The organism is Cupriavidus sp. DF5525 (assembly GCF_040149425.2).
Taxonomy (GTDB): domain Bacteria; phylum Pseudomonadota; class Gammaproteobacteria; order Burkholderiales; family Burkholderiaceae; genus Cupriavidus; species Cupriavidus pickettii_A.
Genome location: NZ_CP168265.1, coordinates 64,485 through 85,668 on the forward strand (window position 1 = coordinate 64,485; position 21,184 = coordinate 85,668).

The 21,184-nt window shown below is 68.3% G+C and carries 20 protein-coding genes; 14 read left to right on the forward strand and 6 right to left on the reverse strand.

Going from position 1 to position 21,184, the window contains the following annotated elements:
• Positions 1-241 precede the first annotated feature (241 nt).
• The 5 genes from gatB to gatC form a co-directional block, all read right to left on the reverse strand.
• Complete coding sequence (gene gatB, locus ABNX08_RS00305; RefSeq protein ID WP_022533170.1) at positions 242-1,699, reverse strand: Asp-tRNA(Asn)/Glu-tRNA(Gln) amidotransferase subunit GatB; 1,458 nt, start codon at positions 1,697-1,699, stop codon at positions 242-244.
• Positions 1,700-1,787: 88 nt separating this feature from the next.
• Positions 1,788-2,849: a dienelactone hydrolase family protein gene (locus ABNX08_RS00310; RefSeq protein WP_349605244.1), complete on the reverse strand. Its 1,062-nt coding sequence runs from the start codon at positions 2,847-2,849 to the stop codon at positions 1,788-1,790.
• Between the two features lie 29 nt (positions 2,850-2,878).
• Complete coding sequence (locus ABNX08_RS00315) at positions 2,879-3,364, reverse strand: hypothetical protein (RefSeq protein WP_349605242.1); 486 nt, start codon at positions 3,362-3,364, stop codon at positions 2,879-2,881.
• Positions 3,361-4,866: an Asp-tRNA(Asn)/Glu-tRNA(Gln) amidotransferase subunit GatA gene (gene gatA / locus ABNX08_RS00320; protein WP_022533173.1), complete on the reverse strand. Its 1,506-nt coding sequence runs from the start codon at positions 4,864-4,866 to the stop codon at positions 3,361-3,363. The genes ABNX08_RS00315 and gatA overlap by 4 nt, the downstream gene beginning before the upstream one ends.
• 81 nt (positions 4,867-4,947) lie before the next feature.
• Positions 4,948-5,247, reverse strand: coding sequence for an Asp-tRNA(Asn)/Glu-tRNA(Gln) amidotransferase subunit GatC (gene gatC, locus ABNX08_RS00325; RefSeq protein WP_349605240.1), 300 nt, complete (start codon positions 5,245-5,247; stop codon positions 4,948-4,950).
• Positions 5,248-5,925: 678 nt separating this feature from the next.
• On the opposite strand from gatC, the gene ABNX08_RS00330 reads away from it, so the two are divergent.
• The 7 genes from ABNX08_RS00330 to xerC all read left to right on the forward strand — a co-directional run bounded on the left by ABNX08_RS00330 (position 5,926) and on the right by xerC (position 14,091).
• Complete coding sequence (locus ABNX08_RS00330; RefSeq protein ID WP_008648066.1) at positions 5,926-6,969, forward strand: rod shape-determining protein; 1,044 nt, start codon at positions 5,926-5,928, stop codon at positions 6,967-6,969.
• A 187-nt stretch (positions 6,970-7,156) separates the two neighbouring features.
• Positions 7,157-8,122 (forward strand): rod shape-determining protein MreC, encoded by a 966-nt coding sequence (gene mreC / locus ABNX08_RS00335; protein WP_022533175.1) that lies wholly within the window; start codon positions 7,157-7,159, stop codon positions 8,120-8,122.
• Positions 8,119-8,631: a rod shape-determining protein MreD gene (mreD, locus tag ABNX08_RS00340; protein WP_022533176.1), complete on the forward strand. Its 513-nt coding sequence runs from the start codon at positions 8,119-8,121 to the stop codon at positions 8,629-8,631. Before mreC ends, mreD begins: the two co-directional genes overlap by 4 nt.
• 53 nt (positions 8,632-8,684) lie before the next feature.
• Entirely contained in the window at positions 8,685-10,991 is a 2,307-nt protein-coding gene (mrdA, locus tag ABNX08_RS00345) for a penicillin-binding protein 2 (protein ID WP_022533177.1), read from the forward strand.
• Between the two features lie 11 nt (positions 10,992-11,002).
• Positions 11,003-12,145: a rod shape-determining protein RodA gene (gene rodA, locus ABNX08_RS00350; RefSeq protein WP_022533178.1), complete on the forward strand. Its 1,143-nt coding sequence runs from the start codon at positions 11,003-11,005 to the stop codon at positions 12,143-12,145.
• Positions 12,146-12,311: 166 nt separating this feature from the next.
• The gene (locus ABNX08_RS00355) at positions 12,312-12,992 is read left to right on the forward strand and encodes a DUF484 family protein (RefSeq protein ID WP_022533179.1); all 681 of its coding nucleotides are present in this window, start codon (positions 12,312-12,314) and stop codon (positions 12,990-12,992) included.
• Between the two features lie 28 nt (positions 12,993-13,020).
• Positions 13,021-14,091, forward strand: a complete 1,071-nt coding sequence (xerC, locus tag ABNX08_RS00360; protein WP_022533180.1) for a tyrosine recombinase XerC — start codon at positions 13,021-13,023, stop codon at positions 14,089-14,091.
• On the opposite strand, the gene ABNX08_RS00365 is transcribed toward xerC, so the two are convergent.
• Positions 14,088-15,050: a transcriptional regulator GcvA gene (locus ABNX08_RS00365; protein WP_022533181.1), complete on the reverse strand. Its 963-nt coding sequence runs from the start codon at positions 15,048-15,050 to the stop codon at positions 14,088-14,090. The genes xerC and ABNX08_RS00365 overlap by 4 nt on opposite strands.
• 238 nt (positions 15,051-15,288) lie before the next feature.
• On the opposite strand from ABNX08_RS00365, the gene ABNX08_RS00370 reads away from it, so the two are divergent.
• From ABNX08_RS00370 to ABNX08_RS00400, 7 genes are all read left to right on the forward strand, one after another.
• Positions 15,289-15,657 (forward strand): DUF2917 domain-containing protein, encoded by a 369-nt coding sequence (locus ABNX08_RS00370; RefSeq protein ID WP_022533182.1) that lies wholly within the window; start codon positions 15,289-15,291, stop codon positions 15,655-15,657.
• A gap of 160 nt (positions 15,658-15,817) precedes the next feature.
• A complete protein-coding gene (gene lipB / locus ABNX08_RS00375) occupies positions 15,818-16,546 on the forward strand; it encodes a lipoyl(octanoyl) transferase LipB (RefSeq protein ID WP_041680915.1) in 729 nt (242 codons plus the stop codon).
• Positions 16,547-16,586: 40 nt separating this feature from the next.
• Positions 16,587-17,582 (forward strand): lipoyl synthase, encoded by a 996-nt coding sequence (lipA, locus tag ABNX08_RS00380; protein WP_022533184.1) that lies wholly within the window; start codon positions 16,587-16,589, stop codon positions 17,580-17,582.
• A gap of 241 nt (positions 17,583-17,823) precedes the next feature.
• Entirely contained in the window at positions 17,824-18,474 is a 651-nt protein-coding gene (gene pxpB, locus ABNX08_RS00385; protein ID WP_022533185.1) for a 5-oxoprolinase subunit PxpB, read from the forward strand.
• Positions 18,471-19,490 (forward strand): biotin-dependent carboxyltransferase family protein, encoded by a 1,020-nt coding sequence (locus ABNX08_RS00390; RefSeq protein ID WP_022533186.1) that lies wholly within the window; start codon positions 18,471-18,473, stop codon positions 19,488-19,490. Before pxpB ends, ABNX08_RS00390 begins: the two co-directional genes overlap by 4 nt.
• Positions 19,491-19,591: 101 nt before the next feature.
• On the forward strand, positions 19,592-20,332 hold the full coding sequence (gene pxpA / locus ABNX08_RS00395; RefSeq protein WP_022533187.1) for a 5-oxoprolinase subunit PxpA: 741 nt from the start codon (positions 19,592-19,594) through the stop codon (positions 20,330-20,332).
• Positions 20,333-20,434: 102 nt separating this feature from the next.
• Positions 20,435-21,175, forward strand: coding sequence for a DUF969 domain-containing protein (locus ABNX08_RS00400; RefSeq protein ID WP_022533188.1), 741 nt, complete (start codon positions 20,435-20,437; stop codon positions 21,173-21,175).
• Positions 21,176-21,184 lie beyond the last annotated feature (9 nt).

The following is a 21,184-nucleotide window of genomic DNA, read 5'->3' on the forward strand; positions in this document are numbered from 1 at the left end:
GACGGTGTTGGGTGCACCAGAACCGCCCGAGCTAGCCTAAGCAAGGTGTTCTCCCTCTCCTCTCAGGGGGAAAGGGTTGGGGGAGGGGTGGGCTAGCCAGGAACCACATCAAGCGGGGCCAACGGTTTTAACCCGCCGCGCTCAGCTTTTGACACGCCTGCCCTCTCCCCCGGCCCCTCTCCCGCACGCGGGAGAGGGGAGCAAACAGGCGGTTTGTTGAGGCTGTCTCAGTCCTCTGAACTCAGCCGAGTTTCTTGCGCAGCAATTCGTTCACCTGCGCCGGATTCGCCTTGCCCTTGGTCGCCTTCATCGCCTGACCAACCAGCGCATTGAACGCCTTCTCCTTGCCGGCGCGGAACTCCTCCACCGACTTGGCATTGGCCGCCAGCACATCGTCGATGATCTTCTCCAGCTCACCGCTGTCCGACATCTGCTTCAGCCCCTTGGCCGCAATGATCGCATCGGCATCGCCGCCATGCTCGCCCGCCCACATCGCCGGGAACACATCCTTCTTGGCAGTGTTGTTCGACACCGTGCCATCGGCAATGCGCGTCAGCAGCTTCGCCAGTTGCGCCGGCGTGACCGGCGCGGCATCGATGGCGATGCCTTCGCGGTTGAGCTGCGAGGCCACGTCGCCCATCAGCCAGTTGGCCGCCGGCTTGGCATTGGCCGCGCCGGCGTCGGCCACCACGGCCTCGTAGTAGGTGGCGAACGCCTTGGTCGCGGTCAGCGTGGTGGCGTCATACGCCGACAGGCCGTATTGCGAGACAAAGCGCGCCTGCATCGCGGCCGGCAGTTCGGGCAGTTCGCCGCGCACGCGGTCGACCCACGCCGCGTCGATTTCCAGCGGCATCAGGTCCGGATCGGGAAAGTAGCGGTAGTCGTGCGCGTCTTCCTTGGTGCGCATCGCGCGGGTCTCGCCGGTATCCGGGTCGAACAGCACGGTGGCCTGCTGGATCTTGCGGCCGTCCTCGATCTCCGCGATCTGCCACTGCACTTCGTATTCGATGGCCTGCTGCAGGAAGCGGAACGAGTTCAGGTTCTTGATTTCGCGGCGGGTGCCGAATTCCTTCTGCCCGAACGGGCGCACCGACACGTTGGCGTCGCAGCGGAAGCTGCCTTCCTGCATGTTGCCGTCGCAGATGCCCAGCCACACCACCAGCGAGTGCAGTGACTTGGCGTAGGCCACCGCTTCGGCGGCGCTGCGCATGTCGGGCTCGGTGACGATTTCCAGCAGCGGCGTGCCGGCGCGGTTCAGGTCGATGCCAGTCATGCCGGCGAAGTCCTCGTGCAGCGACTTGCCCGCGTCTTCTTCCAGGTGGGCGCGCGTCAGGTTGACGGTCTTCTCGTAGAACTCGCCCTTCTTGCCCTCGACCTGGATGGTGATGGTGCCGCCCTGGACCACCGGGATCTCATACTGGCTGATCTGGTAGCCCTTGGGCAGGTCGGGGTAGAAGTAGTTCTTGCGCGCAAAGATGCTGCGCGGCGCGATGGTGGCGCCGATCGCCAGGCCGAACTGGATGGCACGCTCGACCGCGCCCTTGTTGAGCACCGGCAGCACGCCCGGCAGCGCCAGGTCCACCGGCGAGGCCTGCGTATTGGCTTCGGCCCCGAAGGCGGTGGAGGTGCCGGAAAAAATCTTGGAGGCCGTCGAAAGCTGCGCGTGCGTTTCGAGGCCGATCACCACTTCCCATTGCATGGCGGTATTCCTGTTCGGTTCTTTCGGTTCTGTTTGTTGCGGTGGAGCGGCGCTGCCGCCCCGGTGTTCTTTGGCTTCGTTCCGCCTTCTAGGGGTCGGGACTGGCGAGCCATGAGTCGAGCTGGGCCAGCGCGGCCACGCGCGCCACCGCGTCGCCGCCGACGGTGACGCCTTGCACCTTGCGTGCGGCAGCGGGCACGTCGCGGCGCATATGCAGCTCGCTGGTGCCGTCAAAGCCGTGGTACGCGCCCGGGAAGATCTCCAGCCGGAAGCGCGCCCCCGGCTGGCGCGCCAGCACGGCGCTCTGCAGCATGGCGCAGCGGGTAGCGGGCGTCCAGTCGTCAGCGCCGCCGATCATCAGCAGTATCGGCGCGCGCAGGCGGAAGCTGTGCTGCTGCACCGCGCGCTTGCAGCCGGGGTAGAACGCAACCGCGCGTTCCACCTGCGGCGTGCCGGCCGGCCACGGGCGGCTGGCGTCGACTGTGGCCAGCACCGCCTGCGCGCCGTTGGACCAGCCCAGCAGCACGACGCGTGAGGTATCGATGCCCGGCTGGCTGGCCAGCCAGCGCAGCGCGGCCAGCGCATCGGCGCGGCGGGTGCGGTCGTCGATGCCGCGCGTGTCGGTCGGCTCGGTGCAGATGCCGTGGGGCCGTCCGCGGGCGCTGAAGCTGTCGGGCATCAGCACGGCGTAGCCGCGTTCGGTCAGCCACTGGGCGTATTCGCGATAGCGCTGCTGCAGCATGGCGGCGACCTCGCCGTCTGGTGTGGTCTCGCGCGCGGCGCGCGCCGACAGCAACCCGCCGCAGCCGTGCAGCGCCACCACCACCGGCAGCGCGCGCGCCGTTGCGCCTTCGCGCGGCAGGAACCAGTAGGCGGTCAGCGCGGGCGCGGTCGCGTCGCCGCGCAGCTGGACGCGCTGCGCCGGCACGGGTGCCGCTGCGGATCCGGGCGTCGGCCGCGTCACCGCGTTCGGTGCCAGCGCGCCGGCGGGTGTCAGCGGCGCCGGCTGCGTCAGCGCGGGCGCGGGGAGGTCGGGCGTATGCGCCGCGGCGCCGGCCAGCCACGCACCCAGCGCCAGCGCCACGGCCGCGCGCAGCAGCCGGCTGGCGGCGCTGGTGGAGCGGGGCGGGGTGGCGGAGGCGGTGGCCATGGCGGTCGGCATCGGCGGTATTGGCAAGATCAGCGCGTGCTGGCGCAGGCGCCGCTGCCGGGCTCGAACATCACGGGCCAGGCCTGCTCGTAGATGCCGGGCGTGCAGCGCTGCTGGCAGTTGGCATGCGCCAGCGTAACGCGGCGCGGGTCCTGCCAGACCATCAGCTTGCAGCCGCTGCCGTCATTGGCGCGCAGCTCGATATGCGGCCTCTTCTGGACCTGGCGGAAGTCCGCCAGGTTGAAGCTGCACGAGCCGCGCCTGCCGACCCACAGCTTCCACGACAGCTGCTGCACGCTGTTGTCGGACACGCGCAGCTGGGCATCCTCGCGGAAGCCGTCTTCCTCGGTGCGGCGGCAGTCGCCCACCAGGTCGATATCGCGGCTGGCGATCGGCGTGGGCCGGCCGAGCCCGCCCGGCAGCGGGATGCAGCCGGCCACCGCCGCGGCGAGCGCGGCGGCCGCCATCAGGCGCAGCGGAAGCAGGCGGGGGGCGGAGCGCGAGGTCATGGTCATGCCTTGGCGGGACGGCGCAGGTGCCAGTCGGTCGCCTGCTGGAACGCGTGCGCGGTCTGCAGCAGGCGCGCTTCGTCGAAGTAGTTGCCGATCAGCTGCAGGCCGACGGGCATGTTGCCCTCGCCGAAGCCGCACGGCACGCTCATGCCGGGCAGGCCGGCCAGGCTGGTCGACAGCGTGAAGATGTCGGCCAGGTACATCTGCACCGGGTCCGAGGTCTTCTCGCCCAGCTTCCACGCCACCGTCGGCGCCACCGGGCCCATGATCACGTCGCACTGGTCGAAGGCGCGCTGGAAGTCGTCGGCGATGATGCGGCGGATTTTCTGCGCCTGCAGGTAGTAGGCGTCATAGTAGCCGTGCGACAGCACGTAGGTGCCCACCAGGATGCGGCGCTTGACCTCCGGGCCGAAGCCTTCGGCGCGGCTCTTCTTGTACATGTCGAGCAGGTCGCGGTACTCGGCGGCGCGGTGGCCGTAGCGCACGCCGTCGAAGCGCGACAGGTTGGACGAGGCCTCGGCCGGTGCGATCACGTAGTACACGGGAATCGACAGCTCGGTCTTGGGCAGCGACACCTCGACCAGCGTGGCGCCGAGCTTTTCATACTCGGCCAGCGCCGCGCGCACGGCCTGCTCGACGTCGGCGGACAGGCCCTTGCCGAAGTATTCCTTCGGCAGGCCGATGCGCAGGCCGGCCAGCGGGCGCTCGGCGGTGGCGCTGGCACGCGGCTGGCCCAGCAGGCGGGTGTAGTCCTCGTCCACGCCGCCCTGCTCGGGCGGGATGCTGGTCGAATCCCTGGGATCGAAGCCGGCCATGGCGTTGAGCAGCAGCGCGCAGTCCTCGGCGCTATGGGCCATCGGGCCGGCCTGGTCGAGCGACGAGGCGAACGCGATCATGCCGTAGCGCGACACGCGGCCATAGGTCGGCTTGATGCCGGTGATGCCCGAGAACGACGCCGGCTGGCGGATCGAGCCGCCGGTGTCGGTGCCGGTGGCGGCGGGCGCCAGGCCTGCGGCCACCGCCGCGGCCGAGCCGCCAGACGAACCGCCCGGCACGCGGCTGGTGTCCCACGGGTTTTGCACCGGGCCGAAATGCGAGTTCTCGTTGGACGAGCCCATCGCGAACTCGTCCATATTGGTCTTGCCCAGCGTGACCATGCCGGCCGCGGCCATGCGCTCGACCACGGTGGCGTCGAACGGGCTTTCGTAGTTGCCCAGCATCTTCGAGCCGGCGGTGGCGCGCCAGCCACGGGTGACGAACACGTCCTTGTGCGCGACCGGCACGCCGGTCAGCGGCGTGGCCTCGCCGCGCGCGCGGCGTTCGTCGGCGGCGCGCGCCTGCGCCAGGGTGCGCTCGGCATCGACGTGGATAAAGGCGTTGAGCGCGGCGGCTTGCTCGATGCGGGCCAGGTACTCGCGCGCGAGCTCCTCGGCGGAGACGGAGCGCGCGGCCAGGGCGTCGGCGAGCTGGCGCAGGGAAGTCACGGAATCAGCGGAAAAGGGCATGACAGTCGGTTGGCATCAGGGGTGGCGCAGGGTGACGTAGTGAGGTAGCGGCCGCGATAGCGGGGTTCGCGGCGGCGGCGGTCACTCGATCACCTTGGGCACCAGGTACAGGCCGTTTTCGGTGGCGGGCGCGGGGCGCTGGTAATCTTCGCGGCGGTCGGCTTCGGTGACCACGTCGTCGCGCAGGCGCTGGGCCATGTCGCGCACGGCCGACAGCGGGTGGGCCAGCGGCACGATGCCGGTGGTGTCGACCGCCTGCATCTGCTCGACCAGCGAGAAAAAATTGTTCAGCTGCGCAAGCGTCTGGGCGGCCTCGTCATCGCTGGTTTCGATGCGGGCCAGGTGGGCGATGCGCTTGACGTCGGATAGGTCGAGGGCCATGGCGTGGTGTTCGGATGCTCGGATGCGGAAGGCGCCGGCGGGGCCGGCGGCCGGCCGTGCGGCGGAGGCGTCGCGCGGCCCGGACAGGCGGCTCCGGAGCGCGGCAAAGACGCCACGGAGTCGTCGGAATTACAGGTATTTTCAGGCTGTAAACGCCCGAAGCAGCAGGAATTATAAGGTATCATTGCGTGCTTCCGACCTTTGGCAACGCCTTCGTCACATGGCTGCCAAACTGGCTGCATACAGCCTTGGCCGGCGCCCCCGCGCCAGGGCCGCCGAAAGCGCCAGAAGGTGGAAAAAATCTGGGTCCTCTGATTAGGCCTCTGCCGCCGGCCGGACTATGTCTCAATGTCTTATGACATGCCGGTCCAGCGCCCGACAAATACTCGCGAACTTTTGCGCGAGGTCTAATCAAAGGTTCCCGTAGGGCCGGCATCGCGCATTGCAAATCGCAAAAATGCAAATTCGCAAAAGTGCTAGATTGCAACTTTGCAACCGCGTGCCGGCGGCGGTGCCGATCCCGATTCCGACTCTGCTCCCGGCCGCCCCGCGCCGGACGGCGGGCGGGCCGGGAAGCCGAGAACCATTCCGTATTCAACACAAGCATTTCGTGGCCGGGCCGCCCGCGGTGCCGGCCGCTTCGCCTACCCGCGAACACCACCACAGACAGGATTCCTGATGTTCGGATTTCTCCGCAGCTACTTCTCCAACGACCTGGCGATCGACCTCGGCACCGCCAACACGCTGATCTACATGCGCGACAAGGGCATCGTGCTGGACGAGCCCTCGGTCGTCGCGATCCGCCAGGAAGGCGGCCCCAACGCCAAGAAGACCATCACGGCGGTGGGCAAGGAAGCCAAGCAGATGCTGGGCAAGGTGCCGGGCAATATCGAAGCGATCCGCCCGATGAAGGACGGCGTGATCGCCGACTTCACCGTCACCGAGCAGATGCTCAAGCAATTCATCAAGATGGTGCACGACAGCAAGCTGCTGCGTCCGAGCCCGCGCATCATCATCTGCGTGCCGTGCGGCTCGACCCAGGTCGAACGCCGCGCCATCCGTGAGTCGGCGCTGGGCGCCGGCGCCAGCCAGGTGTACCTGATCGAGGAGCCGATGTCGGCCGCGATCGGCGCCGGCCTGCCGGTGTCGGAGCCGTCGGGCTCGATGGTGGTCGATATCGGCGGCGGCACCACCGAGGTGGGCATCATTTCGCTGGGCGGCATGGTCTACAAGGGTTCGGTGCGCGTGGGCGGCGACAAGTTCGACGAGGCCATCGTCAACTACATCCGCCGCAACTACGGCATGCTGATCGGCGAACAGACCGCCGAAGCCATCAAGAAGGAAATCGGCTCGGCCTTCCCGGGTTCCGAGGTCCGCGAGATGGAAGTCAAGGGCCGCAACCTGTCCGAAGGCATCCCGCGCGCCTTCACCGTCTCGTCCAACGAAATCCTGGAAGCCCTGACCGATCCGCTCAACCAGATCGTCTCGGCGGTGAAGATCGCGCTGGAACAGACCCCGCCGGAACTGGGCGCCGACATCGCCGAGCGCGGCATGATGCTGACCGGCGGCGGCGCGCTGCTGCGCGACCTGGATCGCCTGCTGGCCGAGGAAACCGGCCTGCCGGTGCTGGTCGCCGAAGACCCGCTGACCTGTGTGGTGCGCGGCTCCGGCATGGCGCTGGAACGCATGGACAAGCTGGGCAGCATCTTCTCCTACGAGTAAGCAGAAGGACGCTCACGTGGCGATGCGCGGCCTGCCGGATCCAGCGATCAGGGCGGTGTCGCGGCGCTGCATCCGTCAGGGGCTAGCCCCCACCGAACCCGCCGCCTGGCCGTGCCGCCCCCTTTTGGGGCGCGGTACGGCGGGCGGCGGGGCGTTTCCGCGTGTGCACCGGTTTTCAATCGGGTAAATGGATTACTCCCCTCCGCCGCTCTTCAAGCAAGGCACCTCCGCTGTCGCCCGGCTGGTCCTGTATGTGGCCATTGCGCTGGCGCTGCTCGTGGTCGACGCCCGCTTCGACGCGCTCAGCGTGGGCCGGCAGGTTGCCGCCACCGTGCTGATGCCGGTCGAACGCCTGGTGCTGACGCCGCGTGACGCGCTGCGCACGGTGTTCGACTATGCGCAGTCCTCCGCCATGCTCGCCACCGAGAACCGCGAACTGCGCCAGAGTGCGGTGCAGCAGGCCGAGGCCTCGGTGCGCCAGGCGCAGCTCGAGGCCGAGAACAACCAGCTGCGCAAGCTGCTCGGGCTGGCGCAGCAGTCGGCCACGCCGGTCACGGCCGCCGAGATCCTCTATGATGCGCGCGACCCCTACAGCCAGCGGATCGTGATCGACAGGGGCAGCCAGCACGGCCTGCGTGCCGGCTATCCGGTGATCGACGAGCGCGGCGTGGTGGGCCAGGTCACGCGCGTGTCGCCGTTCCAGTCCGAAGTGACGCTGCTGACCGACAAGGACCAGGCCATCCCCGTGCAGGTGGTGCGCAACGGCCTGCGCAGCGTGGCCTTCGGCGGCGCGCGCGCGGGCCAGCTCGACCTGCGCTTCATGGCCGCCGCGGCCGACCTGCAGCAGGGCGACCTGCTGGTGACCTCGGGCCTGGACGGCACCTATCCGCCGGGCCTGCCGGTGGCCAGGATCGTCCATATCGAGCGCAAGGCCGATACCGCGTTCTCGCGCGTGTACTGCGAGCCGGTGGCCGGCGTGCGCGCGCACCGCCAGCTGCTGGTGGTGCGCTACGACGCCGCCATCCCGGCGCGCGAGACCGTCGAGGCCAAGCCGGAGGCGCCGGTCAAGGGCGCCAAGTCCGCCGCCGCGCGCGCCGCCGCCGCCAGCGCCGCCGCGGCCAAGGCCCCGCCTGCCAAGGAGGCGTCACAGTGACCAATCGCCAATACCTGCTGCGGCCGGTCAATCCCGCCTTTATCGCGCTCAGCTTCGTGCTGGCGTTCCTGTTCAACCTGATGCCCTGGGGCGACACGCTGTGGATCCCCGACATGGTGGCGCTGGTGCTGGTGTTCTGGAACATCCACCAGCCGCGCAAGGTGGGCATGGGCGTGGCGTTCGCGCTCGGCCTGCTGATGGACGTGCACGATGCGCGTCTGCTGGGCGAGCACGCGCTGGCCTACACGCTGCTGGCCTACTTCGCCATCACCATCCACCGGCGCGTGCTGTGGTTCACCGTCTATACCCAGGCGCTGCATGTGCTGCCGCTGCTGTTTATCGCGCACGCGGTGCCGGTGCTGATCCGCCTGGCGATGGGCGCGCCGCTGCCGGGCTGGCCGTTGTTGCTGGCGCCGGGGATCGAGGCGCTGCTGTGGCCGCTGGCCACCAGCCTGCTGCTGGCGCCGCAGCGCCGTTCGAGCGATGTCGACGAGACGCGTCCGATCTGACGCCGCACGCACCTGACCGCACCTAAACGCTCACTCCTGGCCAACGCAGTACCATGACCGAAATCCGCAACGTCGAACTGGAAATCGGCCGCTTCCGCATCCGTGTGGCGGCTGCCGCCCTGTTCACGGTGATCTGCTTTGGCCTGCTGTTCACGCGCTTCCTGTGGCTGCAGTGGTACAAGCATGACCAGTACTCGGCCAAGGCCGAGGATAACCGCATCTCGGTGGCACCGATCGAGCCCAACCGCGGCATCATCATGGACCGCAACGGGATCGTGCTGGCGCGCAATTATTCCGCCTACACGCTCGAGATCACGCCGTCCAAGCTGACCGACACGCTGGACAACACCATCGAGGGCCTGTCGGCGCTGGTGGATATCCAGCCGCGCGACCGGCGCCGCTTCAAGCGGCTGATGGAAGAGTCGCGCAGCTTCGAGAGCCTGCCGCTGCGCAGCCAGCTGAGCGACGAGGAAGTGGCGCGCTTTTCCGCGCAGCGCTTCCGCTTCCCGGGCGTGGACGTGCGCGCGCGGCTGTTCCGGCAGTATCCGCTGGGCGAGTCGGCCTCGCACGTGATCGGCTATATCGGCCGCATCTCGCAGCGCGACCAGGAGCGCATCGAGGCCATGGACGAGGCCAACGATGCCGAGAGCGCCAAATACGACCCGCGCAAGGACGGCGACAACTACAAGGGCACCAACTACATCGGCAAGATCGGCCTGGAGCAGAGCTACGAGACCGAACTGCACGGCCTGACCGGCTTCGAGGAAGTGGAAGTGAGTGCCGGCGGGCGCCCGATCCGTACCTTGTCGACTTCGCCCGCCACGCCGGGCAACAACCTGATCCTGTCGCTCGACATCCGCCTGCAGCAACTGGCCGAGGCGCTCTACGGCGACCGCCGCGGCGCGCTGGTGGCGATCGAGCCTTCCACGGGCGACATCCTGGCCTTCGTCTCCAAGCCGACCTACGACCCCAACCTGTTCGTCGAAGGCATCGATACCAATACCTGGAACGAGCTGAACAACTCGCCCGACAAGCCGCTGCTGAACCGCCCGCTGCGCGGCACCTACCCGCCGGGCTCGACCTACAAGCCCTTCATGGCGCTGGCGGCGCTGGCCACCGGCAAGCGCACCGCAGCCTGGGGCATGTCCGATCCGGGCTTCTTCACGCTGGGCAACCACACCTTCCGCGACGACAAGCCGGGCGGACACGGCTGGGTCGACATGCACAGCTCGATCGTGCATTCGTGCGACACCTATTACTACGCGCTGGCGCGCGACATGGGCGTCAACGGCATCCATGACTTCATGAAGCCGCTGGGCTTCGGCCAGATCACGGGGATCGACATCGAAGGCGAAAGCCGCGGCATCCTGCCGTCGACCGACTGGAAGCGCAAGGCCTACCGCAAGCCCGAGCAGCAGAAGTGGTACGACGGCGAGACCATCTCGCTGGGCATCGGCCAGGGCTACAACAGCTTCACCATCCTGCAGCTGGCGCAGGCTACCTCGGTCATCGTCAACAACGGCAAGGTGATGAAGCCGCACCTGGTCAAGGCCGTGGAAGACGCGGTCACGCGCAAGCGCACGCTGACGGTGCCCAAGGAAAGCTACACGATCCCGCTCAAGCAGGCCGATATCGACGTGATCAAGCGCGCCATGGTGGCGGTGACGCACTCCGGCACGGCGGCGCGCGTGTTTGCTGGCGCGGCTTATGAATCCGCCGGCAAGACCGGCACCGCGCAGACCTACAGCCTGGCCAAGGGTGAGAAATACAACCACCACGCACTGGAAGAGCGCAAGCGCGACCACTCGCTGTACACCGCCTTTGCGCCGTCGGACAACCCGAAGATCGCGATCGCGCTGATCGTCGAGAACGCCGGCTTCGGCGCCGCGGTGGCCGCGCCGATCGCACGCAAGCTGATGGACTTCTACCTCACCGGCAAATGGCCCGGCGAGCTGGAAGCGATCGCGCCGCCGGCCACCGAGCTCGTGGCAGGCCGCCCGCCGGTCAATACGCCCAGCGTGTTCACCACCGGCCAGACCGCCAGCATTGCCAGCGCCACTGTGATGTCCGGCGGCGCGGCCGCGAGCGGGGCCGGCGCCAGCGCGGTGGCCGTGGCCTCCGCGCCGCACGCCGGCGCCTCCGCCGCCATCGCCGCGGCCATCGACCCGGCCGCGATCGCGCCGGCTTCGGCGGTGCAGTCGCTCGATGAACGCATGCTGCAGGCGCTGGGCCACAGCAAGCCCCTGGCGCCGCAGCCGGCCTCCGCGCCCGCTGCGCAGCCGGTCAAGGCGCCCGCGCCCAAACCACGCGTCAAGCCCGTGTCCGCCAAGGCGGCCAGCGGTGCCGACGCCACTCGCTGAAGGAGACGCGCATGGATCGACGCCGCGTCCTGTCACTCGTCAAGACCGCGCTGACCGGTTTTGACAAACCGCTCTCACTGATCGTCTTCCTGTTGTTCGCCACCGGCATCGTGGCGCTGTACTCGGCCGCCATCGACATGCCGGGCCGGGTCGAGGACCAGCTGCGCAACATCCTGCTGTCGTACGTGGTGATGCTGGTGATCGCCTACATGCCGACGCAGACGCTGATGCGGGTGGCGGTGCCCATCTATACGGTCGGGGTGGCGCTGCTGATCGCGGTGGCGATGTTCGGGCTGATCCGCAAGGGCGCGCGCCGCTGGCTCTATGTCGGCATGGTGATCCAGCCGTCCGAGATCATGAAGATCTCGATGCCGCTGATGCTGGCCTGGTACTTCCAGAAGCGCGAGGGCGTGATCAAGTGGTTCGACTTCGTGGTGGCGCTGCTGCTGCTGCTGATCCCGGTCGGGCTGATCGCCAAGCAGCCTGACCTGGGCACCGCGCTGCTAGTGATGGCCGCCGGCATCTACGTGATCTACTTTGCCGGCCTGTCGTGGCGGCTGATCCTGCCGCTGTTGGGGCTGCTGGTGGTGGCGATCACGCTGCTGATCACGTTCCAGAACGATATGTGCGCGCCGGGCGTGAACTGGCCGGTGCTGCACGATTACCAGCAGCATCGCGTCTGCACGCTGCTCGATCCGACCAGCGATCCGCTCGGCAAGGGCTTCCACACCATCCAGTCGATCATCGCGATCGGCTCGGGCGGGGTGGAGGGCAAGGGCTGGCTCAAGGGCACGCAGACGCACCTGGAGTTCATCCCGGAGAAGCACACCGACTTTATCTTCGCGGTGTACTCGGAGGAGTTCGGCCTGATCGGCAATGCGGTGCTGCTGGTGCTGTACCTGCTGCTGATCTTCCGCGGACTGTTTATCGCGGCTAACGCGCCGACGCTGTTCTCGCGGCTGCTGGCGGGATCGATCACGCTGATCTTCTTTACCTATGCCTTCGTCAATATGGGCATGGTGAGTGGCATCCTGCCGGTGGTGGGGGTGCCACTGCCGCTGATGAGCTATGGTGGTACGGCGCTGGTGACGCTGGGGGCGGGGATCGGGATTCTGATGAGTATTTCGCGGCAGAAGCGGTTGATCCAGACGTAGCGCGGCCCAGCGTGCTGAGGGTTTGCTCCCCTCTCCCGCCTGCGGGAGGGGGAGAACACCTTGCTTAGGCAAGCTCGGGCGGCTTTGGTGCACCCAGCACCGCGCCCCTCTTCTGGCTGGGTGGGTTTGTTAAACTGCCACCCAATTTTCTCTACCGGTTCCCGCCATGAACGCCCAAGACGTCGCAGCCTACCTGCAGAGCAACCCTGAATTCTTCGAAGAGCACGCCGAGCTGCTGGCCGCGGTGCAGCTGACCAGCCCGCACAGCCACCGCGCCGTGTCGCTGCAGGAGCGCCAGATGGAAATCCTGCGCGAGAAGAACAAGGGTCTGGAGCTGCGCCTGGCGGACCTGGTCCGGCACGGCCACGACAACGACCGCACCCAGCAGCGCATGCACGACTGGCAGCTGCGCCTGCTGGCCGAAGCCGATTCGCACGCGCTGCCCTATGCCGTGCAGGACGGCCTGCAGCAGGTGTTCGATGTGCCGGCGGTGGCGCTCAAGCTGTGGGACGTGGCCGAGCAGTACGCCCATATGGAAGTGGCGCAGGGCGCCAGCGAAGACCTGCGCATCTTTGCCGAAGGCCTGCGCGCACCGTACTGCGGCACCAACGGCGGCTTCGAGGCCGCGGCGCTGCTGGAGCGCGACGATATCGTCTCGCTGGCGATGGTGACGCTGCGCGTGCCCGTGCGCGCCGCCGACGCGGGTGTGGACGCACAGGGCGCGGCCTTCGGCCTGCTGGTGCTGGGCTCGCCCGATCCGCGCCGCTTCCATGAAGGCATGGGCACCGCCTACCTGACGCAGATCGGCGAGGTCGCCGGTGCCGCGCTGAACCGGCTTCGCGACTGAGGCGCGGTCGACCACAGCGGCTGACGCCATGACCGCACGCCGGCCGCCCCGCCAGGCCAACGACCCCGCGCCGGCCAGCGACAGCGCGCCCCCGCCGGCTCCCGATCCTCTCGTCACACGCTACCTCGACTGGCTGCGCGGCAGCCGCAAGCTTGCCGAACACACGCTCTCCAGCTACAGCCGCGACCTGCGCGTGCTGCAATCCCACGCGGCACGCTACGCGCCCGGCGCCGGGCTGCTGGCGCTGCAGACCCACCATATCCGCAACTTCGCCGCCCGGCTGCATGCCGCCGGGCTGGTCGGCACCAGCATCGCGCGCACGCTGTCGGCATGGCGCGGCTTCTACCAGTGGGCGGCTCGCCATGGCCACGGCGTCACCGTCAATCCGGTCGACGGTGTGCGCGCGCCGCGCTCGGGCCACGCACTGCCCAAAGCGCTGTCGGTCGAGCACGCGGTGGCGCTGGTGTCGCACCCCGCCGGCACCGATGCGCAGGCGCTGCGCGACCACGCGGTCTACGAGTTGTTCTATTCGAGCGGATTGCGGCTGTCCGAGCTGGTGCAGCTCGATGTGCGCTACGCCGATGCCGATGGCTACCGCTCCGGCAGCTGGCTCGACCTGGCCGGCGCCGAGGTCACGGTAACCGGCAAGGGTTCGCGGCAGCGCTCGGTGCCGGTCGGCAGCAAGGCGGTCGAGGCGCTGCGCGCCTGGCTGGCGGTGCGCGACACGCTGCTGCGCCCCGGCGCCGCCCCGGAAGACGCGCACGCGCTGTTCCTGGGGCCGCGCGGCAAGCGGCTGTCGATGCGCACCGTGCAGCTACGGCTCAAGCAGCAGGCCTTGCGCGCCGGCGTGCCGGCCGACGTGCATCCTCATATGCTGCGGCACTCGTTCGCCACGCACCTGCTGCAGTCGTCCGGCGACCTGCGCGCGGTGCAGGAGATGCTGGGACATGCCAGCGTCTCGACCACGCAGGTCTATACCGCTCTCGATTTCCAGCACCTGGCGCGCGTCTACGACAAGGCCCATCCGCGCGCCGGTCGCGCGCGCAAGACAGCGGCGCCGCAGGATGCCGAGGCTGCGGACGACCCAGCCGAAGACTAGTCGTCAGCCCACTGCGCCAGCACTTCGCGAAAGCGCTCCATCTCCGGCAGGAACCAGGCGCGGAACGCCTGCACCTTGGGTGCCTCCAGCATGCCCGGCGCGCACACGAAATACAGCAACCACGGACACGGGATGCTGACATCGAACAGCCGCACCACGCGCCCCGCCAGCAAGTCGTTGTAGGCCAGCGACGAGCGGATCAGCGCGATCCCCTGGCCCGCGGCAGCGGCTTGCAGCAGCAGCGACGAATCCTCCAGCAGCAGGCCCTTGCGCGGCTCCGGCCAGTCCAGCCCGGCGGCCTCGAACCACGGCTTCCACGGATCGCCCTCGCCGCGCAGCAGCGGCAGGCCGGCCATGTCCTGCGGCCGCTCGGGCAGCCGTCCGCCGTTGAAGCCGGGACTGCAGACCGGGAAGAAGACGTCGTCCATCAGCTTCTCGACATACAGGCCGGGATAGTCGCCGCTGCCCATGCGCAGCGCGATATCGACCTCCTCGCGGGCAAAGTCGACCAGCGTGTTCGACGACAGCAGCTCGACGTCCAGTTCCGGGTGGCGCTCGATAAAGCTGCCGATGCGCGGCGTCAGCCAGCGCGCGGCGAACGACGGCATGGTGCTGATGGTCAGCCGCTTGTCACGGTTGCCGGCCTGCAGCACGCGCGTGGCATCGGCGATCTGCAGCAGTGCGTCGCGCACGCGCTCGGCATAGACGCGGCCGGCCGGCGTCAGCGCGACGCGCTTGCCGTGGCGCTCGAACAGCGGCATGCCCAGCTCTTCTTCCAGCGCGCGGATCTGGTGGCTGACCGCGCCGTGGGTGACGAACAGCTCGGTCGCGGCGCGCGAAAAGCTCTCGTGCCGCGCCGCGGCCTCGAAGGCGCGCAGGGCGGTCAGCGCGGGCAGACGCGGCAGTTCACGATGCCAGCCGCGCGGCAGGTCCTTTTCCCAGGCGCTTTTCCAGGCCATGGCGGTCTCCCTGATCTCTGGGGGTATGTGAGTTTTACTAACAAGAACAAAGAAAATATATCGTTTTGATAGTGCCCGGGCAATCACTAATATTCTTTCACCGGCCCCTGCTGTTGCGATTTTTTTCACGGTGATTTCCACGTTATTTAACTGGCTCGGTCCCAATACCGGGCCAGTTGCCGAGAAACCCGCGACACTTCGGCGCCCCCTGCCGAAGCCGGCTGAACGGAGAACCCTCATGAAAACCGTGCTCACAACGACTGTGTTCACCCTGAATCCTGGCGAAGTCACCGCGCTGTCGGTGCACGCCGCCCAGCGCCTGCACGTGGAAAATGCCCGCGGCACCGACGTATGGCTCACGCGCGAGAACGATTCGGAGGACTACTGGCTGCGTTGTGGCGGCAGCCTGTTGCTGCGCTCCGGCGATGAGGTGACGGTCAGCGTCGATCCGCGCGCGGAGCAGCCGGTGCGGCTGGCCCTAATCGCCGAAGCGCGCCGCCCGGCGCTGTCGCTGGCCGATGTGCCGCACCTGGTGTATCGCAGCCTGCGCCGTTTGGTTCGAGGTACGGAGTGGACGCCTAACCAGGACCAGGTCACCGCATCCTGACGCGGGAGCCGGCGAGGCATCGTCCACGTCACGCCCGGGCCGCGCGCACCTGCGCCTGGTCTGGTCGCGTGGCGGATCGGACGATGCGCCACGCTCGCGACCGTAAGCGGTGCAGGGAAGGGAGCCGGCGCAAGCCGGCCCTTTTCGTTACACTCTCGCCATGCATCCGATCCACGTCATCGAACGCGGCCGCGAGGACTATCAGCCGTGCTTCGACGCGATGCGCGCCTTTACCGCCGCACGCACGCCCGAGACGCCCGACCAGATCTGGCTGGTCGAGCATCCGCCGGTCTACACGCTGGGCCAGGCGGGCGATCCCGCACACCTGTTGTCGCCGGATGACAACATCCCGGTGGTGCAGATCGATCGTGGCGGGCAGATCACTTATCACGGTCCCGGCCAGGTCGTGGCCTACCTGCTGGTCGATTTGCGCCGCCGCCACCTGATGGTGCGCGAGCTCGTGCACGGCATCGAGCAGGCGGTGCTGGACACGCTCGCGGCGTATAATCTCGCAGCCGAACGCAAGCCCGGCGCCCCCGGCATCTACCTGTCCGACGGGCCGCACCAGGGCGCCAAGATTGCCGCGCTCGGCCTCAAGATCCGCAACGGCTGCAGCTACCACGGCGTCAGCCTCAACGTGCAGATGGACCTGTCGCCGTTCCTGCGCATCAATCCCTGCGGCTATGCCGGACTGGAAACGGTCGACATGGCGAGCGCGGGCGCCACCTGCCCGGTGGCCGATGCCGGTGGCACCCCGCTGCCCGTAACCGCGGCAAGACAACCCGAAATCGCGCAGCGCCTGGCGGCGGCATTGTGCGAAGTGCTGGCAGCGCACGAAGCCCGCGTGCTGGCAGCCGAAGAAACCGCCACGCCGGCCCTGGCCTCCTAGTCAAAAGCGAAATGCACGCTGAGCGCGTGCGGAGAAATGTATGAGCGACGCCCTGATCGCCACTTCCAGCGAAGCCCCGCAGTCCCCCGCGGAGCAGTACGACCCGACCCGCAAGCAGAAGTCGGCCGACAAGACCGCACGCATCCCCATCAAGATCGTGCCGGCCGAAAAGCTCAAGAAGCCGGACTGGATCCGCGTCAAGGCCGCCACCGGCAGCTCACGCTTCTACGAGATCAAGGACATCCTGCGCGCCAACAACCTGGTGACGGTGTGCGAGGAAGCGAGCTGCCCCAACATCGGTGAATGCTTCGGCAAGGGCACGGCCACCTTCATGATCATGGGCGACAAGTGCACGCGCCGTTGCCCGTTCTGCGACGTCGGCCACGGCCGCCCCGATCCGCTCGACGTGAACGAGCCGGGCAACCTGGCCCGCACCATCGCCCAGCTCAAGCTGAACTACGTGGTGATCACCAGCGTCGACCGCGACGACCTGCGCGACGGCGGTGCCCAGCACTATGTCGACTGCATCTCGCAGACGCGCGACCTGTCGCCCGCCACCCGCATCGAAGTGCTGGTGCCTGACTTCCGCGGCCGCCTGGACAAGGCGCTGGACATCCTGCAGGCCTGCCCGCCTGACGTGATGAACCACAACATGGAAACCGTGCCGCGCCTGTACAAGCAGGCCCGCCCGGGTGCGGACTACGAGCACTCGCTCAAGCTGCTGCAGGAATTCAAGCGCCGCAACCCCAATGTGCCGACCAAGTCCGGCCTGATGGTGGGCCTGGGCGAGACCGACGAGGAAATCCTCGAAGTCATGCGCGACATGCGCGCCCACGACATCGACATGCTGACCATCGGCCAGTACCTGGCGCCGTCGAACCACCACCTGCCGGTGCTGCGCTACGTCCATCCCGACACCTTCAAGATGTTCGAGGAAGAGGCCTACAAGATGGGCTTCACCCACGCCGCGGTGGGCGCGATGGTGCGCAGCTCGTACCACGCCGACCAGCAGGCGCATCAGGCGGGGTTTGCCTGAGCGACAGCGCTGCAAACTGATCGAGCAGAGACGGCCGGGACTTCCCGGCCGTTTTTCTTTGGTGCCCCGCCATGGTGCAGCCGGCCGCAGTGGCCCTTGCGCCCCTAGGGTCAACCCTGACTGTTTCTCCTCGTTTCGTTTCGATATTATGAATTCATCGATAAATTATCGATGAAATACAACTGCGTCACATTCCGGCTTGCCTGCCTACACTGGTAGCAAGTGCGCTACCGGGAATCCCATGAACTCCTGCACCGTCCACCGACTCGCCGAGCAGGCGCTGCTGTACAGCGTCGCTCCGCCCGCATCGCTGGAAGTCCAGCGTCGCATCTGGGCGATGGCCGCCAGGGCGGCGGACTGGCGCGGCGTGGTGGACGTGGTGCCGGGCATGAACAACCTGACGGTGATCTTTGACGGCAGCGCCGACGTGGACGCGCTGGAACGCAACCTGAAGCTCGCGTGGGCCTCGGGCGAGGCGCGCAATGCGACGGGCAAGCTGGTGGAGATCCCGGTGCGATACGGCGGCGAGCACGGCCCGGACCTGGGCGACGTGGCCGCCCATACCGGCCTTTCCCCGCAGGAAGTGGTGCGCCGCCATGCGGCCGGCGAGTACGTCGTCTACTTCCTCGGTTTCCAGCCTGGCTTCGCCTATATGGGCGGCCTGGCGCCCGAGCTGGCCACGCCGCGCCGGCGCGAGCCGCGCGTGGCGGTGCCGGCCGGCTCGGTCGGCATCGGCGGCGAGCAGACCGGCATCTATCCGGCGGTGCTGCCGGGCGGCTGGCAACTGATCGGGCATACCGCAGCCGAACTCTTCGTGGCGGACCGCGATCCGCCGTCCCTGTTCGCGCCCGGCGACACCGTGCGCTTTGTCGCCGAGGAAATCATCGCGTGATCGAGATCATCCGACCTGGCGCGCTCGCCTCGGTGCAGGACCTGGGCCGAACCGGCTTTCGCCGTTTCGGCGTGGGCCGTTGCGGTGCGATGGATCCGCTGGCCGTGGCGGTCGGCAACCGGCTGCTGGGCAACGAGCCGGGCTGCGCCGCCATTGAATTCACGCTGGGCCGCGCCGCGGTGCGCTTTCACGCGGACCTGCGCGTGGCGCTGGCCGGCGCCGAGTGCGGCGCCAACCTGGACGGTGTGCCGGTGTGGTCGTGGCATGCCTTCGATGCGCACAAGGGCGAGACCCTGACGCTGCCGTCGACACGCGGCGGCACGCGCGTGTACCTGTGCGTGGCCGGCGGCATCGCTGTCGAGCCGGTGATGGGTTCGCGCAGCACCGATTTGAAATCCGGTTTCGGCGGCCTGGGCGGGCGTCCGCTGCAGGAAGGCGACCGCCTGCCCGCGGGGCGCCCGGGCCTGGCGGCCGAGGGCGACTGGATCGGCGTGCAGGCGCCGACATGGGCGCTGCCGGCCAAGGTTGATGGCAAGGCCACGCCGATCCGCATGCTGCCCGGGCCCGAGTACGAGGATTTTGACGCCGCCTCGCAGCAAGCGCTGTGGCAGGCCGACTGGACCGTCACGCCCAACAGCAATCGCATGGGCCTGCGCCTGAACGGACCGGCGCTGGTGCGCCGCCCTGAGCGCAGTGCCGACCTGCTGTCGCATGGGGTGGTCCCCGGCGTGATGCAGGTGCCGCCGGCCGGCCAGCCGATCGCGCTGATGGCCGATGCGCAGACCACCGGCGGCTATCCCAAGATCGGCGTGGTGATCGGCGCCGACCTGTGGCGGCTGGCGCAGGTGCCGCTGGGCGCGCCGGTGCGCTTCGTGCAGGTCACGCTGGGCCAGGCCACGGCGGCGCAGGCCGAGGTGGACCGCTACCTGCGCCAGATCGACCAGGCGCTGCAATGGCAGGGCAAAGGCATGACCATCGCCGCGCGCCGGCGCACGCTGACCCGCGCGGCGGCATGAGGGCACGCGCGCAGCACAGGTAACCGCGCCGGCGCGCAGACCACGCACCGGCCACACTGACAAAGGCGGCGGCACACACCGCACCGCACAGGAGAACGGCAATGCAGATCGATTTGAACGCCGACCTCGGCGAAGGCTGCGGCAACGACGAGGCGCTGCTGGCGCTGATCAGTTCCGCCAACGTGGCATGCGGCTGGCACGCCGGCGACGCGGCCACCATGCTGCAGACGGTGAAGTGGGCGATCGAGCACGGCGTCGCGATCGGCGCGCACCCGAGCTACCCGGACCGCGAGAACTTCGGGCGCACAGAAATGCAGCGCGACCCCGAGGCCGTCTACGCCGACGTGCTGTACCAGATCGGCGCGCTCGACGCGATCGTGCGCGCGCAGGGCGGCCAGCTCCATCACGTCAAGGCGCATGGCGCGCTCTACAACCAGGCCGTGCGCGATCCCGCGCTGGCCCGCGCGATCGTGCGCGCGGTGCGCGACTTCGATTCCGACCTGGTGTTCTTCGGCCTGGCCGGCAGCCAGATGATCGACATCGCCAGAGAGGCCGGCCTGCGCGTCAAGCAGGAAGTCTTTGCCGACCGCGGCTACAACCCCGACGGCACGCTGGTCAAGCGCGGCACGCCCGGCGCGCTGCACGAGGACGAGGAAGTTGCCCTGAACCAGACCCTGACCATGGTGCGCGAGCAACGCGTGCGCGCCATCGACGGCACCTGGGTACCGATCCGCGCTGAAACCGTGTGTCTGCACGGCGACGGCGCCCACGCGCTTGCCTTTGCGCGCCGCATCCGGGAACGGCTGGGCGCGGAAGGCATCGCGATTCGCGCCAGCGACTGAGCGCACCCGCGCCGCTTCGCTGGTTTCTCCCGCGGCCCGCTCCGTCGTGCTGTACGACGGCTGCCGTCCGCGCGCCTTCGTTTTATTCGTTTGGTGTCTCTTATGGAACAGGCAGTCAATCTTTGGCCCCTTGTCGGGGTCGGCGTCATCATTATCGGCTTCGTGCTGCGCTTCAATCCCATGCTGGTGGTGGTACTCGCCGCGCTGGCCACCGGGCTGGCCGCGCCGATGCCGCTGATGCAGATCTTCACCGCGATCGGCACCGCCTTCGTCAAGGCGCGCAACCTGCCGCTGATCATCCTGCTGCCGCTTGCCGTGATCGGCCTGCTCGAGCGGCACGGCCTGCGCGAGCATGCGCAGGCATGGATTGCGCGCATCGCCTCGGCCACGGTCGGGCGCCTGCTGATCGTCTACCTGGGCGTGCGCGAGCTGACCGCGGCGATCGGCCTGACCAGCCTGGGCGGCCATCCGCAGATGGTGCGCCCGCTGCTGGCACCGATGGCAGAAGGCGCAGCCGAGAACCGCTTCGGCCACCTGCCCGAGCCGGTGCGCCAGCGCGTGCTGGCCTTCTGCGCCGCCACCGACAACGTGGGCCTGTTCTTCGGCGAGGACATCTTCGTCGCGTTCGGCGCCATCGCGCTGATGCATACCTTCCTGCTGTCATCGAACATCGACGTCGAACCGCTGCATATCGCCGTGTGGGGCATCCCCACCGCGATCTGCGCCTTCCTGATCCATGCGGTGCGCCTGAAGCGCCTGGATGGCTGGCTGGAGCGTGAGCTGGGCGGCCAGGCCGCCACAGCCAGCGCCGCCGGAAATGTCGCAATGAAGTCCGGCGAGTAAGGGGCCAGC

Bases quoted from the DNA above. Each gene is read 5' to 3' on its own strand.
- gatB (WP_022533170.1), bottom strand. From the start codon at position 1,699: ATGCAATGGGAAGTGGTGATCGGCCTCGAAACGCACGCGCAGCTTTCG.
- ABNX08_RS00310 (WP_349605244.1), bottom strand. From the start codon at position 2,849: ATGGCCACCGCCTCCGCCACCCCGCCCCGCTCCACCAGCGCCGCCAGC.
- ABNX08_RS00315 (WP_349605242.1), bottom strand. From the start codon at position 3,364: ATGACCATGACCTCGCGCTCCGCCCCCCGCCTGCTTCCGCTGCGCCTG.
- gatA (WP_022533173.1), bottom strand. From the start codon at position 4,866: ATGCCCTTTTCCGCTGATTCCGTGACTTCCCTGCGCCAGCTCGCCGAC.
- gatC (WP_349605240.1), bottom strand. From the start codon at position 5,247: ATGGCCCTCGACCTATCCGACGTCAAGCGCATCGCCCACCTGGCCCGC.
- ABNX08_RS00330 (WP_008648066.1), top strand. From the start codon at position 5,926: ATGTTCGGATTTCTCCGCAGCTACTTCTCCAACGACCTGGCGATCGAC.
- mreC (WP_022533175.1), top strand. From the start codon at position 7,157: ATGGATTACTCCCCTCCGCCGCTCTTCAAGCAAGGCACCTCCGCTGTC.
- mrdA (WP_022533177.1), top strand. From the start codon at position 8,685: ATGACCGAAATCCGCAACGTCGAACTGGAAATCGGCCGCTTCCGCATC.
- rodA (WP_022533178.1), top strand. From the start codon at position 11,003: ATGGATCGACGCCGCGTCCTGTCACTCGTCAAGACCGCGCTGACCGGT.
- ABNX08_RS00355 (WP_022533179.1), top strand. From the start codon at position 12,312: ATGAACGCCCAAGACGTCGCAGCCTACCTGCAGAGCAACCCTGAATTC.
- xerC (WP_022533180.1), top strand. From the start codon at position 13,021: ATGACCGCACGCCGGCCGCCCCGCCAGGCCAACGACCCCGCGCCGGCC.
- ABNX08_RS00365 (WP_022533181.1), bottom strand. From the start codon at position 15,050: ATGGCCTGGAAAAGCGCCTGGGAAAAGGACCTGCCGCGCGGCTGGCAT.
- ABNX08_RS00370 (WP_022533182.1), top strand. From the start codon at position 15,289: ATGAAAACCGTGCTCACAACGACTGTGTTCACCCTGAATCCTGGCGAA.
- lipB (WP_041680915.1), top strand. From the start codon at position 15,818: ATGCATCCGATCCACGTCATCGAACGCGGCCGCGAGGACTATCAGCCG.
- lipA (WP_022533184.1), top strand. From the start codon at position 16,587: ATGAGCGACGCCCTGATCGCCACTTCCAGCGAAGCCCCGCAGTCCCCC.
- pxpB (WP_022533185.1), top strand. From the start codon at position 17,824: ATGAACTCCTGCACCGTCCACCGACTCGCCGAGCAGGCGCTGCTGTAC.
- pxpA (WP_022533187.1), top strand. From the start codon at position 19,592: ATGCAGATCGATTTGAACGCCGACCTCGGCGAAGGCTGCGGCAACGAC.
- ABNX08_RS00400 (WP_022533188.1), top strand. From the start codon at position 20,435: ATGGAACAGGCAGTCAATCTTTGGCCCCTTGTCGGGGTCGGCGTCATC.